The sequence below is a fragment of the Shewanella denitrificans OS217 genome, assembly GCF_000013765.1.
GTDB classification, from domain to species: Bacteria; Pseudomonadota; Gammaproteobacteria; order Enterobacterales; family Shewanellaceae; genus Shewanella; species Shewanella denitrificans.
On record NC_007954.1, the window covers coordinates 1541574 to 1555387 of the forward strand.

The following is a 13814-nucleotide window of genomic DNA, read 5'->3' on the forward strand; positions in this document are numbered from 1 at the left end:
TGTTCGAGTCAGTAATATTTTATTTAAATTCAATAGTTAAAGCCCACAGATGTGGGCTTTTTTATTTGGCATGATAAATGCATTTAAGCCGTTAACAGTAAGTTTTTTGACGGAGTTACCATGCATTTAGCCCCTAAAGCAAGCCAAGCACCATCAGCTTTGCCTCTCACGGCTAAGGTTTTAGCAGCCAGTTCGAATCGATCTAAAGCTAAATACAGCTCGGCTGTGGCAGATCAGGCCGGATTAAGGCAATCCGCTCAAACATTCGATATCACCGCTTCACATGAGGCCGCTAACATGTCCAATCAGATGACGCATATCTTGCAGGCTATGCCATCGGGTGTGGTGATTTTAAATGGTGATGGTGTTGTTACACTTGCAAATCCTGTTGCCACTGAGCTACTTGGCCGCCCTCTTCAAGGGATGCGCTGGCTAGACATTATCCACCGCGCCTTTGCGCCTCAAGAGGATGATGGTCATGAAGTGTCACTTAAGGATGGACGTCGTGTAAAGCTTGCGATTACTCCGTTGACGCCAGAACCCGGACAGTTAATTGTGCTGACAGATTTGACCGAAACAAGATTACTGCAAAAGAATTTATCCCATTTACAGCGGCTCTCAGCCTTAGGGAAAATGGTTGCAACCCTGGCTCATCAAGTACGCACGCCACTGTCGGCCGCCTTGCTCTACGCCTCAAATTTAGCCAGTCCTAAGCTGAGCGATACAGTTAAGGCTAAGTTTCAGTCAAAGCTGATTGACAGACTTAATGAGCTTGAGCGCCAAGTTAACGATATGCTGTTAATGGCTAAAGGTCGGCAGGAAGACGCAGCTGAAGACGTGACGCTTGGGCAAGTTATTCAAAGAGTGCTTGCCAATTGTGAGCCCATAGCAGAGCAAAAAAACTGCTTACTGAGTTTTAGTAATTGCTCGCAACTTATTTTATCTGCCAATGTCAGTGCCTTAAGCTCTGCAATTAATAATCTGGTGGTCAATAGCTTCGAAGCGGGGGCCAACAAAGTGCACCTTAGTGCGTTGGACAAAGACGGCATGTTAATTCTAGATGTTATGGATAATGGCCGAGGGCTTGCCCCCTCGATGCAGCAGCAAGTGTTAGAGCCATTTTTTACCACCAAGAGCCAAGGAACTGGCCTCGGGCTTGCAGTGGTGCAGTCGGTGATAAAAAGTCATGGTGGTAGTTTGCAAATATCATCCCAAGAAGCCATGGGTTGCCTTATCCGCTTATCATTTCCCCAATCAAATAATGTATCCAATGCTAAGGAGCAAGCTCATGTCTGAAGCTAAATTATTATTGGTAGAAGATGATCATGCCCTGCGAGAAGCGCTATTAGATACCTTGCAGTTGGCACATTACGATTGCGTTGATGTCGCCTCTGCAGAAGAGGCCATCATGGCACTCAAGCAAACCTCATTTGATATGGTGATAAGTGATGTGCAAATGGAGGGGGTAGGCGGGATAGGCTTGCTTAAATATTTGCAGCAGTCTCACCCCAAACTACCTGTGCTATTAATGACAGCCTATGCCACCATAGATAGCGCCGTTAATGCGATGAAACTGGGTGCTGTGGATTATTTAGCCAAACCTTTTGCACCTGAAGTATTGCTTAATCAAGTCTCTCGTTATTTGCCATTAAAGCATGATAGCCAGCAGCCAGTGGTTGCCGATGAAAAAAGTCATGCCTTGTTAGCCTTGGCACAGCGGGTGGCGATATCGGATGCGTCAGTGATGATAATGGGCCCCAGTGGTTCAGGAAAAGAAGTGCTTGCCCGATACATTCACCAGCATAGTTCCCGTAGTGATGAGCCGTTTGTGGCCATAAACTGCGCAGCCATTCCAGAGAACATGTTAGAGGCAACCTTGTTTGGCTATGAGAAAGGGGCCTTTACTGGCGCTTACCAGGCTTGTCCTGGTAAGTTCGAGCAAGCCCAAGGCGGTACCTTGTTGTTGGATGAAATTTCTGAAATGGAATTAGGCCTGCAGGCTAAATTATTGCGAGTCTTGCAGGAAAAAGAAGTTGAACGTTTGGGCGGCCGTAAGACGATAAAACTCAATGTCCGAGTATTGGCAACCTCGAATCGCGATCTAAAAGCAATGGCATCATCCGGTGCATTCAGGGAGGATTTATATTACCGTATTAATGTATTCCCATTAGTTTGGCCTGCGCTTAATCAAAGGCCTGCAGACATCCTACCTTTAGCCAGACATTTGATCCAAAAGCATGCGCCCAGCACCGCAGCTGTGCCAGAGCTTGATGAAAACGCCACTAGACGCTTGTTAGCCCATAGATGGCCTGGCAATGTACGCGAATTAGATAATGTTATTCAACGGGCGATGATCCTCCATTGCGGCGATAAAATTGGCCTTGATGACATCATTCTTGATTCAGGGGATATGTGCCTGAGCAGTGATGCCAACATGGCCCTAAAAACAGTGGAAGTAGAAGGGTTAGGCGATGAGTTAAAAGCACAAGAACACGTGATCATTCTCGAGACGTTAACTCAATGTAATGGTAGCCGTAAAGATGTGGCTGAACGCTTAGGCATAAGTGCTCGCACCTTAAGGTACAAGATGGCTAAAATGAGAGACATGGGCATAGAGCTGCCAGCTTAGGGTGAATTGTCTGAGCCGTGGAGTATCTAAATAGGCTGAAGCCCCTGTCATATCAAGCCATATGGCCATAGCCAGCTTTGCTCCTTTTTGAGCAAGCTTGCTTTCTGCAAAGAAAATTCATTTCAATATCTTTAATATAAGATCAACGACTTAATCTACTCATCCCGTTAGTGAGTAGATTTTTTATGCGATTAATTCTATTTATCTTCCCGTCTTGGCATTTAATTTGCACTAACCTTGTTAACTAGGTATTGTTCGTCAACTTTCCGACGAAAGGGAGCTCAAGATGCAAATAAACGCAAACCCATTATTGCAAGAAATGCAGTCACTTCGCGGTGAAATCACCCCATCTTTAACTAATGGTATTCGTCCAAACATGCTCCAGCAAGTGAATAACACTCAAGGGGCTGATTTTGGACAACTCTTGTCTCAAGCCGTCGGCAGTGTCAATGGACTACAGCAAAACTCGGCAAGTTTAGCGACTCGATTAGATATGGGCGACACACGCGTGAGCTTATCTGATACGGTTATTGCCAGAGAGAAAGCGGGCGTTGCATTTGAGGCCACAGTACAAGTGAGAAATAAACTTGTTGAAGCCTATAAAGAAATCATGAGCATGCCTGTTTAGGCATTTTTTCACTCAATTAGTAGGTATTGAATGTGAGCACAGATATCATTGTTGGTTCAGATACTGCAGATGGCTCTGGCGTAGGCCAAGAGAACAAGTCAGGATTAATGAGCAATATTGGCGGTACTGACTTTTTGCGCCAAATAACCATGATCTTGGCCTTGGCTGTCTGTTTAGCATTAGCCGTTTTCGTGATGATGTGGGCCCAAGAGCCTGAGTATCGTCCTTTGGGTAAAATGGATACAGCTGAAATGATCCAAGTGCTCGATGTATTGGATAAAAATCAGATCAAATACGAAATTCAGCTCGATGTTATCAAGGTGCCAGAAGATCAATACCAAGATATTAAATTAATCTTAAGCCGCGCAGGTATTGAAAGTAACGTCGATACCAATGACTATTTGAGTAAAGACAGTGGCTTTGGCGTAAGCCAAAGGATGGAGCAAGCTAGGCTCAAGCACAGTCAAGAACTTAACCTCGCCCGAGTGATTGAAGAATTAAAGAGCGTGAGCCGAGCTAAAGTGATTTTGGCGCTGCCTAAAGAAAACGTCTTTGCCCGCAATCAATCTCAACCCAGTGCCACAGTCGTGGTAAATGTAAGACGCGGTTCACTGGGTCAGGAAGAAATCGACGCTATTGTGGATATCGTTGCCTCTGCCGTGCAAGGCTTAGAGCCTGAGCGAGTTACGGTCACGGACTCCAATGGACGACTTCTCAACTCAGGCAGTCAAGATGGCGCGTCGGCTCGAGCACGTCGTGAACTCGAGCTAGTGCAAAATCAAGAAGCGGAATACCGCAAGAAAATCGAATCTATTTTAATGCCTATTCTTGGTCCTGAGAACTTCACCTCAGAAGTTGATGTGACCATGGACTTTACTGCTATCGAGCAAACCGCCAAGCGTTTTGCCCCAGATTTGCCTGCACTTCGCAGTGAAATGACCATAGAAACGAACACCAATGGTGAACGGGTAGGGGGCATTCCTGGGGCCTTGAGCAATCAACCGCCCATGGAGTCAGACATTCCTGAAAATGCGGGAGAAGCCACAGAAAGTGTGGCCAGTAATGGCAATGTGCACAGAGAAGCCACCCGTAATTTTGAATTGGATACCACAATTAGCCATACCCGTCAGCAAATTGGCGTAGTGAGAAGAGTCAGTGTGTCTGTCGCAATTGATTTTAAAGCGGGTGCTGCCGGTGAAGATGGTCAAGTTACAAGAGTGGCGCGTACAGAGCAAGAGTTAGCGAATATTCGTCGATTGCTTGAAGGTGCTGTGGGCTTTAGTGCTCAACGGGGTGACATGCTAGAAGTCGTTACTGTGCCCTTTATGGACCAATTATTAGAGGAACTGCCAGCGCCAGATCTGTGGGAGCAGCCATGGTTTTGGCGAGCGATTAAGTTAGGCATTGGCGCCATCGTTATCTTAGTGCTTATCTTAGCGGTAGTGAGACCTATGTTAAGGCGTCTCATCGACCCTGAAGGGGTTAACATGCCAGATGATACTCGTCTGGGGCATGAATTAGCTGAAATTGAAGATCAATATGCAGCAGATACTCTCGGCATGCTCAATACTAAAGAAGCTGAATACAGTTATGCGGACGATGGTTCAATTCATATTCCAAATCTTCATAAAGATGATGATATGATAAAAGCCATCAGAGCCCTGGTTGCCAATGAACCCGAGCTATCAACTCAAGTTGTGAAAAACTGGTTATTAGAAGATGCCCAAAAATAAAACAGACGCGCCAGAAAAAGGCGAAATTGCACCTATATCGCTTACCGGCACTGAAAAGACGGCCATTTTATTACTCAGTTTGAGTGAGAGCGATGCCGCTTCGATTTTAAAGCATTTGGAACCTAAACAAGTGCAAAAAGTGGGCATGGCGATGGCGGGCATGGATGATTTTGGTCAAGAAAAAGTCATTAGTGTTCATAAACAATTTTTGGACGACATTCAAAAGTTTTCATCTATTGGCTTTAACAGTGAAGAATTCGTTCGTAAAGCCTTAACCGCAGCACTGGGTGAAGATAAAGCCGGCAACCTTATTGAACAAATCATTATGGGCGGCGGCGCTAAGGGTCTTGAGTCTCTAAAATGGATGGATGCAAGGCAAGTGGCTACCATCATTCAAAACGAACATCCACAGATCCAGACCATAGTATTGTCGTTCCTAGAGCCGGATCAAGCGGCGGAAATTTTCAGCCAATTCCCAGAGAATACCCGTCTTGATCTTATGATGCGTATCGCTAACCTTGAAGAAGTACAGCCAGCGGCATTGCAAGAGCTTAATGATATCATGGAGAAACAGTTCGCAGGCCAAGGCGGCGCACAAGCGGCCAAAATGGGCGGCCTAAAAGCAGCTGCTAACATTATGAATTACTTAGATACTGGCATTGAGAGTCAGATCATGGAAACCATGCGTGAGTCCGATGAAGAGATGGCACAGCAAATTCAAGATATGATGTTTGTATTTGAAAACCTTATTGACGTTGATGATCGCGGTATTCAAGCCATATTACGTGAAGTACAGCAAGATGTATTAATGAAGGCACTCAAAGGAGCTGATGATCAGCTCAGAGAGAAAATATTGGGTAATATGTCTAAGCGTGCGGCAGAATTGTTACGTGACGATCTTGAGGCCATGGGTCCCATCCGTGTCAGCGAAGTAGAATCTGCGCAGAAAGAGATCCTTTCTATTGCACGTCGATTAAGTGACAGCGGTGAAATCATGCTGGGCAGCGGTGGCGGCGGTGATGACTTCCTCTAAAATCAAGAGTTTAAACTGTGATAATCTAGTTCTTTAATCAATATGTCTGATAAGCGGTAACTGAATGACTGAATCGAAATTGAATCGTTTTAAGCATGTACACAGTGTTGATGATGAGCTTGAGTTCAGTCATTGGCACTTGCCAGATATGACAGATGACCAGCCTCAGGGTCCATCAAACATGTTTGGTAAAAAACCTGCGCCACATATCGCTGAAGAAACTATTGAGGAAGAGCCCAAGCCGATGACAATGGCACAACTCGAAGAGATGCGCGCCGTTGCAGAAAAAGACGGGTTTGATCAAGGTAAAGAAGAAGGTTATCAGACAGGGTTAGAGCAAGGACGGCTCGAAGGCTTAGAGCAGGGTCATAAAGAAGGACTAGAACAAGGTGAGCAGCAAGGTTTTGAAGCTGGTAAAGCTGAAGCCGATGCCTTAGTCATGCGTTTTAGCAGCATAGTAGAACAGTTTGAAAAGCCACTAACTGTGTTAGATCAAGAAATTGAGTTAGAGCTGTTGAACCTAGTATTGGCCTTAAGCAAAGCGGTTATCATCAATGAAGTCAAAACCCATCCCGAGCATATTCTTGCGGTGCTGCGCCAAGGTATCAATGCGTTGCCTATCAAAGAGCAGCAAATAAAAATACGCGTTAATCAGGAAGATGCGGAGCTTATCAGTCAATTCTATAGCCAAGAGCAATTGGACAAGAATCGCTGGCAGCTCGATGTCGACCCTGTTTTATCAACGGGTGATTGCATTATCGACAGTGTACGTTCAAGCGTAGATTTAAGCGTTGAAGAGCGCATGAGCCAAATATTAGAAGACTTGAAGCAGAAATCATTAGGCATAGAAGCTAACATTCTAAGCAATAAAGGTGATGATAAGGGCTATACCACAGAGATAGTCGATGACACTTTGCCAAGTGCAGCTAAAGAAGCAGGCGAATCTGTTCAAGGCTTAGAGTCAGCAGCACCTCAGGTTCAAGACACACCAGTTCCTGAAATGGCAGAGGTTATCGAAGAGGTTGATACAGCTAACACTTCTGAAGTTGACAGCAGCGAAGCATTAAAAAACCATTTAGACCAAGGTAGAACCCCCGAGTTAGCAACAAACCCACAGCAAGAGTCCCCGGTTGACGATGACGTCGTTAAGGAGAACAAGGATGCTCAGCCGTCAACATCAACTCCTGAATAAGCTTAAATCTCATGCCGGACGAGTCAGTCCATTGGTCCCTGTTGCCAGTGGACAGTTAGTGCGGGTGGTGGGGCTGACATTAGAGGCTAGCGGTTGCCGGGCGCCCGTGGGTAGTCTTTGTTCTATCGAGACCATGGCGGGAGAACTGATCGCTGAAGTGGTGGGCTTTGACGACAAGTTACTTTACCTCATGCCTATTGAGGAACTCAGAGGCGTGCTGCCAGGTGCCAGAGTGCAACCCCTTGGGGAACAATCAGGCCTTAATGTGGGCTTATCCTTATTAGGCCGAGTGTTAGATGGCAATGGCTTGCCCCTCGACGGCTTGGGTGCACTCAATACCGATCAACATGCTTCTCGTCATGGTCCTAGCATTAACCCGCTTTCACGTCGTGCTATCACTGAGCCACTTGATGTGGGAGTGAGAGCCATTAATGCCATGCTAACCGTAGGTAAAGGTCAGCGAATGGGCTTGTTTGCAGGCTCGGGCGTCGGTAAAAGCGTGCTCTTAGGCATGATGACCCGCGGTACTACAGCCGATATTATTGTGGTAGGGCTAGTGGGGGAGCGTGGTCGAGAAGTCAAAGAGTTTATTGAAGAGATTTTAGGCGAACATGGCCGTGCCCGTTCAGTGGTCGTTGCCGCGCCTGCGGATACATCTCCCTTGATGCGCCTTCGTGCGTGTGAAACGTCAACGCGTATTGCCGAGTACTTTCGTGATCTAGGTTATAACGTGCTGTTATTGATGGATAGCCTAACTCGTTATGCTCAGGCTCAGCGCGAAGTTGCCTTAGCCGTCGGTGAACCGCCCGCCACCAAGGGCTATCCCCCCTCAGTGTTCGCTAAGCTGCCTCGTTTGGTGGAGCGCGCCGGAAATGGTGGCCCGGGTCAAGGTTCAATCACCGCATTTTATACCGTGTTAACTGAGGGCGATGATCAGCAAGATCCCATTGCCGATGCTTCTAGAGCCATTTTGGATGGCCATATTGTGCTTTCAAGGCGCCTTGCCGACTCAGGCCACTACCCTGCCATTGATATCGAGTCTTCCATCAGTCGCGTCGCGCCAATGGTAATCAGTAATGAGCACCTTGAAGCGATGCGAAGGGTGAAGCAAATGTATTCCATGTACCAACAAAATCGAGACTTAATTTCCATCGGTGCTTATGCCCAAGGTAGCGATCCGCGCATCGATAATGCCATTCGATTGCAGCCTGCGATGAATGCATTTTTGCGTCAAGGGTTTAAAGAAGCCATTAGTTTCGATGACAGCCAATTGATGATGAGCCAAATCGCCGCCCAGTGTCAGGTTTAGCCTGATGTAACAGGTGTCAAGATATTGGCAATTCGGCTTTGGCTTAGTAATCCACATTTGAGTGTTTATCTATGCAAAATGACCCGCTGTTTACTGTACTTAAACTGGCTTGTGAGGCGGAAGAAAAAGCGGCTTTACAGCTTAAGTCTACTCAATCAGACAGGCAAAAATACCAAGCACAATTGGATGTGCTGAATAATTATCGCCTCGATTATATGAAGCAAATGTCACAGCACCAAGGTCAAACCTTAAGTGCGAACCACTACTCGCAGTTTCATCAGTTCATCAAGCAAGTGGATAATGCCATTACTCAGCAAGTCAATGCCGTTAAAGATGCGGAAACACAAGTGCTTTACCGCCAACATAATTGGCAAGAAAAGCAGCAAAAAAGAAAAGCGGTAGAAATGTTGTTAGAACAAAAAGCGCTCAAGCGGGCGCATATTGAAAATGTTCGTGAACAAAAAATGTCTGACGAATTTGCCATGCAGCAGTTTATCCGTAAAAAGCCAAGGCATTAATTGTTAAGGTGCTTGAATAGAAGAGGTTTGGGAGTTTTGTTGGTGAATTCAGTTTGATATTCAGTTTGGCACTATAATTGCTTTGTTATATTCGTGGCACTCATTTGCAATTAATAATCAAATCCCCTGTGCCAAGTCGATAACGCATGTTTGGAGATAACCATGGAACAAATGAGCAATATTTTACTGGGTTCAAGCGCTAAAATGGGCAAGTCAGCTTCAGCCGAGTTATCCTCAAGTTCGGGCTCAGATGCATTTTTAACTGCATTAAATCAAGTCTCTAACCTTGATAATGAAGGTTTTACACAGCGTAAATACGATTCAGGGAATCATGCTGTAGACGTTCGTGCCGCCTTTTCATCGGCTCAGAGTGACATCATTTCAGAAGATGAGTCAGCAGTTGATCTCGAGCTTATCTTGGCTCAAATCGATTTAACGGGCGTGAGTCATACCTATGATCAAAGTCAAGCAAGTGTCGGCAATGATTTGCCGCCAGAGCTTGCAGAGATAGAAGACAGCATAAAGATTGATGTTGAAGTCCCAGCGGATAATTTTTTATCGCAACTTTCAAATGATGAGCAATTGGCATTAGCTGTTTTTGCACAGCAAGATGTCGAATCATTGGCTCAGCTTTCAGCTGAAGAGCTCGCGGCTTTGGTGGAAAGTTATAATACGGCCGCAGCGGCTAATTCCATAGACCCAATCGCATTACCGCAAAACATTCTTGCGTGGCTACAAGAAATGGCTAGCGCAGCTGTAAATACGTCTGCCACAGAAGGTGAGTCACTAGGGACTGAGAATGATGAGTTTGCTGCTCAGATGATCCCCAATGATAAATTACAAGTTGGCGTGTTACCTAACGATAAACTGCATATATTAGGCAGTGAGAAATCGTCTGGCGTGACTGATGCTAAGCTCGCCGCCGCAGAGCTAGCCAAAATAGAGGCGGCGAAAGTCGATGCTGCTAACCTTGATGCTCCTAAAGCAGATTTAGCAAAAGCGGAATTCAATGTCACTTTAGATACGCAAATGGCGAGAAAGTTTGAATTAAATCAAGGGATAAGTTCAGCAATGGCGGTTGCTGAGCTCGATGGCAACTCAGCAGACAATCGAGTTGATAACAACGCCAGCTTAAAAGCATTGCAGAATCAGTCGAGTTTAACACCTGCACATAAGAGTGAAGTGCCACAATTTCAGTTATCTCTAAGGCAAGGCAGTGAAGGCGCCATACAAATGCAGGAGATGATCAAAAAGTTCTCTCCTGTGATGCAGCAGCAATTAGTTACCATGGTAAGCAAGGGCATACAGCAAGCAGAAATTCGCTTAGATCCCCCAGAACTTGGGCATATGCTAGTGAAAATTAGTGTACAGGGCGATCAGACTCAGGTGCAATTTCAAGTGGTTCATTCACAAACTAAGGATTTGATTGAACAAGCCCTGCCCAAATTACGTGATTTATTAGCTCAAGAAGGAATGCAATTGACTGACAGCCAAGTGTCTCAGGGCGATGGTGGTCGAGGAGAAAAAGGTCAGCAGTCGAGCGGAGGAGCCTATGACCATGAACAACTGGATGATAATGCAGCACAAGATGCGAACTTGGTGGCAAATCGTACCAGCCATTCTAATTCAGCTATAGATTATTATGCATAAGAAGGTAACCTATACACAGGTAAACATCTAAGGCAGAATAGTCTATATAATTAAGCGAGATATGTGTGCTTTATGGGATATTTTTAGACAAATAACTTCAACAAGCCACCTGTTGATAGCCTTAACCCCGACGGAAAATATTATGGCAGATGAAGAATCGTTAGAACTAAAGAACGAAGGTAAAGGAAAGAGCAAGTTGGTTCTTTTTGGCGGTATAGGCCTAGTGTTAGTGCTTGTTATTGGCGCAGGTTTATGGTTTTTGATGGGCTCAAGTGACGCCCCAGTTGCCGACCCTGATTCAGACCCGAGTTCAGCGGCAGCCCCGGCAGTCAAAGCCCCTGTCGCAGAAGCTAACTATATCAGTATGCCAAGGCCATTTTTATTTAATCTTCCAGGTGCCGATCGCCCTCGCATTGTTGAAATAAAAGTGCAGTTAATGGTTCGTGGTAGTGATGATGGGACATTAACCCAAAAGCATATTCCATTGATTGAAGATGCGCTATTAACGACTTTTAGTGGCGCAGATGTGCAAAAATTGAGTACTCAAGCCGGTAAAGATGAATTAAGGCAATTAGCGCTATTAAATGTGCAAAACACCTTGCAACCTGTCATTGGACGTACTGTGGTTGAAAAGGTGTTATTTACCGGCTTTGTGATGCAATGATCTGTGTGATCATTCCCCATAAATGGAATTCTAAGGCAATAATGTGAGTGATTTATTAAGCCAAGACGAAATTGATGCGCTGTTACACGGCGTTGATGATGTAGATGAAGATGACGTCGATGACGATGGCGGGGATGCGCGCTCCTATGACTTCTCTTCTCAAGACAGGATTGTCCGTGGGCGTATGCCCACCCTTGAAATTGTCAACGAACGTTTTGCGCGTCACCTTAGGATCAGCATGTTTAACATGATGCGCCGAGCTGCAGAAGTCTCCATTAATGGCGTTCAAATGTTGAAGTTTGGTGAATATGTACACACTTTATTTGTACCCACCAGTCTTAATATGGTGCGTTTTAGCCCATTGAAAGGTACTGCATTAATCACCATGGAAGCGAGATTAGTCTTTATCCTTGTGGACAACTTTTTTGGTGGTGATGGCCGTTTTCATGCGAAAATTGAAGGACGTGAGTTTACGCCCACAGAGCGTCGAATTGTCCAATTGCTCCTTAAAATAATTTTCGAGGATTATAAAGAAGCCTGGGCACCGGTCATGGATAATGGAATGGACCCATCCACTTTTAATCGGCCTCGCAATGGGCCACGATGTAGTTGCTAAAACTCATCAACAAAGAGGACGGGTCCACCATGAAGATTACTACAGTTGGTTTAGATATCGCAAAGTCTGTTTTTCATTTTGTTGGTGTAAACAAAGCGGGAAAACTAGTCAAAAAGAAGATGATAAAGCGTAAAGACTTGCTCCACTTTCTTGCTCAGATAGAGCCCTGCCTGGTCGTCATGGAAGCCTGTGGTGGAGCAAATTACTGGGCAAGGGAATTTGAGAAAGTAGGCCATCAAGTCAAATTAATAGCACCTCAGTATGTTGTTCCCTACAGGCAGGGAAATAAAAATGACTATAACGATGCACTTGCTATAGCGGAAGCAGCCCAAAGACCTAACATGCGCTTTGTACAACCTAAGCCCGCAGAGCAACAAGATATTCAGATGTTACACCGAATGAGAGAAAGGCTTAGCAAGCAGTCTACTGCACTGGTTAATCAGGTCAGAGGAATGCTCGCTGAGTACGGGATTGTCATCACAAAAGGAAAAGCGTCTTTTAGGTCAAAACTGCCAGATATTCTAGAAAACGCCGACAATGAGTTAACCGCCAAAGGTAGAAGCATTTTCTATCAACTGTACGAAGAGTTTAACGGTATCGAGGAGCGGCTTAAACGCTGTGACAATCAGGTGCAGCAAGAGACGAAGAACAATCATGTATGTCAGCGTTTAGAAAGTGTACCAGGTATCGGTCCTGTAACAGCAACTGCATTTTATGCCGCAGTAGGAGAAGGCAAAGACTTTACTAATGGCAGGCATTTTTCTGCATGGTGCGGCCTAGTGCCAAAACAGCACAGCAGTGGCGGTAAAGATAATTTGCTGGGGATCAGTAAACGCGGCAATGCTTATCTTCGAACTTTATTTATCCATGGAGCAAGAGCTGTCCTTTACCATAGTGATGGTAAAGGAGATAGATTTAGTCGCTGGGCAATAGCACTTGCAGAAAGGCGAGGATTTAACAGAGCTTGCGTTGCAGTGGCTAACAAGCTAGCGCGAATAGCATGGGTCATTGCAGCAAGAGAGGATGAATATCGGATGGCAGTATAAAGATCCAAAGCCGATGTTGATGTTTTAACGATAATTTTTTACCAACCACCAAGTTGCTTAGACACTTGATTTGATGATGAGACAGTCAGACTGATCTACTTAAAACCTTTTTTCGGCATAGGCTCTAAAGAAGCCGTAAGGATGATAAGGAAAGTAGAAGCACATATCCATCAGGGCCAGAGGTAATCTCATAAATAGGCCGAATATATGGGTGCAATGAACTCTTCTCAAAATTAATATCGAATGCCTTGCAAACCGGATGGGTCCATATATGTTGAATTTGATTACCTTGATTCTGAAGTTAACCCTGCAATGGCCAATATTGTTAGCCCAACCGAAGTTGTGGTGATTAACTCATTTCATATTGAAGTTGACGGTGGTGGTGGCGATTTCCACATCACTATGCCTTATTCTATGATAGAACCTATCCGTGAATTGTTGGACGCGGGGGTGCAAAGTGATAAACAAGATACAGATATGCGTTGGTCTCAGGCATTACGTGATGAGATCATGGATGTGCAAGTGGGTTTTGATGCCAACATTGTTGAGCATGAATTAACCTTGCGGGATGTGATGGGCTTAAGAGCTGGCGATATTATTCCTATTGAATTGCCTGAGCACATCATGATGCGTATTGAAGATTTACCAACTTATCGTTGTAAGATGGGCAAATCCAGGGACCATTTAGCATTGAAGATCAGCGAAAAAATTGCCCGCCCAGAGACGGTTAAAACTGAATTACAGTTGGTGACCCGTAAGAGTAAAGGCCGTGATATTTCCGAATTATAAGGTGATG

At 45.1% G+C, this 13814-nt stretch carries 11 protein-coding genes and 2 pseudogenes; all 13 read left to right on the forward strand.

Features of this window, described 5'->3' with window-relative positions; genetic code table 11:
* The first annotated feature begins 225 nt into the window (after positions 1 to 225).
* Positions 226 to 1296 carry a sensor histidine kinase gene (locus SDEN_RS06880; protein ID WP_011495766.1) on the forward strand — a complete coding sequence of 357 codons (1071 nt, stop codon included), beginning with the start codon at positions 226 to 228 and terminating at the stop codon, positions 1294 to 1296.
* Positions 1289 to 2629, forward strand: coding sequence for a sigma-54-dependent transcriptional regulator (locus tag SDEN_RS06885; protein WP_011495767.1), 1341 nt, complete (start codon positions 1289 to 1291; stop codon positions 2627 to 2629). The genes SDEN_RS06880 and SDEN_RS06885 overlap by 8 nt, the downstream gene beginning before the upstream one ends.
* Before the next feature lie 286 nt (positions 2630 to 2915).
* Entirely contained in the window at positions 2916 to 3257 is a 342-nt protein-coding gene (gene fliE, locus SDEN_RS06890; protein ID WP_011495768.1) for a flagellar hook-basal body complex protein FliE, read from the forward strand.
* Between the two features lie 44 nt (positions 3258 to 3301).
* A complete protein-coding gene (gene fliF, locus SDEN_RS06895) occupies positions 3302 to 4990 on the forward strand; it encodes a flagellar basal-body MS-ring/collar protein FliF (RefSeq protein WP_041406120.1) in 1689 nt (562 codons plus the stop codon).
* Positions 4977 to 6023, forward strand: a complete 1047-nt coding sequence (fliG, locus tag SDEN_RS06900; RefSeq protein ID WP_011495770.1) for a flagellar motor switch protein FliG — start codon at positions 4977 to 4979, stop codon at positions 6021 to 6023. The genes fliF and fliG overlap by 14 nt, the downstream gene beginning before the upstream one ends.
* Before the next feature lie 64 nt (positions 6024 to 6087).
* Positions 6088 to 7215: a flagellar assembly protein FliH gene (gene fliH, locus SDEN_RS06905; protein ID WP_011495771.1), complete on the forward strand. Its 1128-nt coding sequence runs from the start codon at positions 6088 to 6090 to the stop codon at positions 7213 to 7215.
* Positions 7184 to 8524 (forward strand): flagellar protein export ATPase FliI, encoded by a 1341-nt coding sequence (gene fliI, locus SDEN_RS06910; protein ID WP_011495772.1) that lies wholly within the window; start codon positions 7184 to 7186, stop codon positions 8522 to 8524. Before fliH ends, fliI begins: the two co-directional genes overlap by 32 nt.
* 71 nt (positions 8525 to 8595) lie before the next feature.
* Complete coding sequence (gene fliJ / locus SDEN_RS06915) at positions 8596 to 9042, forward strand: flagellar export protein FliJ (RefSeq protein ID WP_011495773.1); 447 nt, start codon at positions 8596 to 8598, stop codon at positions 9040 to 9042.
* Positions 9043 to 9204: 162 nt separating this feature from the next.
* Positions 9205 to 10692, forward strand: coding sequence for a flagellar hook-length control protein FliK (locus SDEN_RS19765; protein WP_011495774.1), 1488 nt, complete (start codon positions 9205 to 9207; stop codon positions 10690 to 10692).
* Positions 10693 to 10834: 142 nt separating this feature from the next.
* Complete coding sequence (fliL, locus tag SDEN_RS06925) at positions 10835 to 11356, forward strand: flagellar basal body-associated protein FliL (protein ID WP_011495775.1); 522 nt, start codon at positions 10835 to 10837, stop codon at positions 11354 to 11356.
* 43 nt (positions 11357 to 11399) lie between these two features.
* A pseudogene (locus tag SDEN_RS06930) lies at positions 11400 to 11924 on the forward strand (flagellar motor switch protein FliM); the annotation flags it as partial.
* Positions 11925 to 12001: 77 nt separating this feature from the next.
* Positions 12002 to 13018 carry an IS110-like element ISSde4 family transposase gene (locus tag SDEN_RS06935; RefSeq protein ID WP_011495048.1) on the forward strand — a complete coding sequence of 339 codons (1017 nt, stop codon included), beginning with the start codon at positions 12002 to 12004 and terminating at the stop codon, positions 13016 to 13018.
* Positions 13019 to 13291: 273 nt separating this feature from the next.
* Positions 13292 to 13807: pseudogene (locus tag SDEN_RS06940) on the forward strand (FliM/FliN family flagellar motor switch protein); the annotation flags it as partial.
* Positions 13808 to 13814 lie beyond the last annotated feature (7 nt).

Bases quoted from the DNA above. Each gene is read 5' to 3' on its own strand.
- fliH (WP_011495771.1), top strand. From the start codon at position 6,088: ATGACTGAATCGAAATTGAATCGTTTTAAGCATGTACACAGTGTTGAT.
- SDEN_RS06885 (WP_011495767.1), top strand. From the start codon at position 1,289: ATGTCTGAAGCTAAATTATTATTGGTAGAAGATGATCATGCCCTGCGA.
- fliL (WP_011495775.1), top strand. From the start codon at position 10,835: ATGGCAGATGAAGAATCGTTAGAACTAAAGAACGAAGGTAAAGGAAAG.
- SDEN_RS06935 (WP_011495048.1), top strand. From the start codon at position 12,002: ATGAAGATTACTACAGTTGGTTTAGATATCGCAAAGTCTGTTTTTCAT.
- fliG (WP_011495770.1), top strand. From the start codon at position 4,977: ATGCCCAAAAATAAAACAGACGCGCCAGAAAAAGGCGAAATTGCACCT.
- fliE (WP_011495768.1), top strand. From the start codon at position 2,916: ATGCAAATAAACGCAAACCCATTATTGCAAGAAATGCAGTCACTTCGC.
- fliJ (WP_011495773.1), top strand. From the start codon at position 8,596: ATGCAAAATGACCCGCTGTTTACTGTACTTAAACTGGCTTGTGAGGCG.
- SDEN_RS19765 (WP_011495774.1), top strand. From the start codon at position 9,205: ATGGAACAAATGAGCAATATTTTACTGGGTTCAAGCGCTAAAATGGGC.
- fliI (WP_011495772.1), top strand. From the start codon at position 7,184: ATGCTCAGCCGTCAACATCAACTCCTGAATAAGCTTAAATCTCATGCC.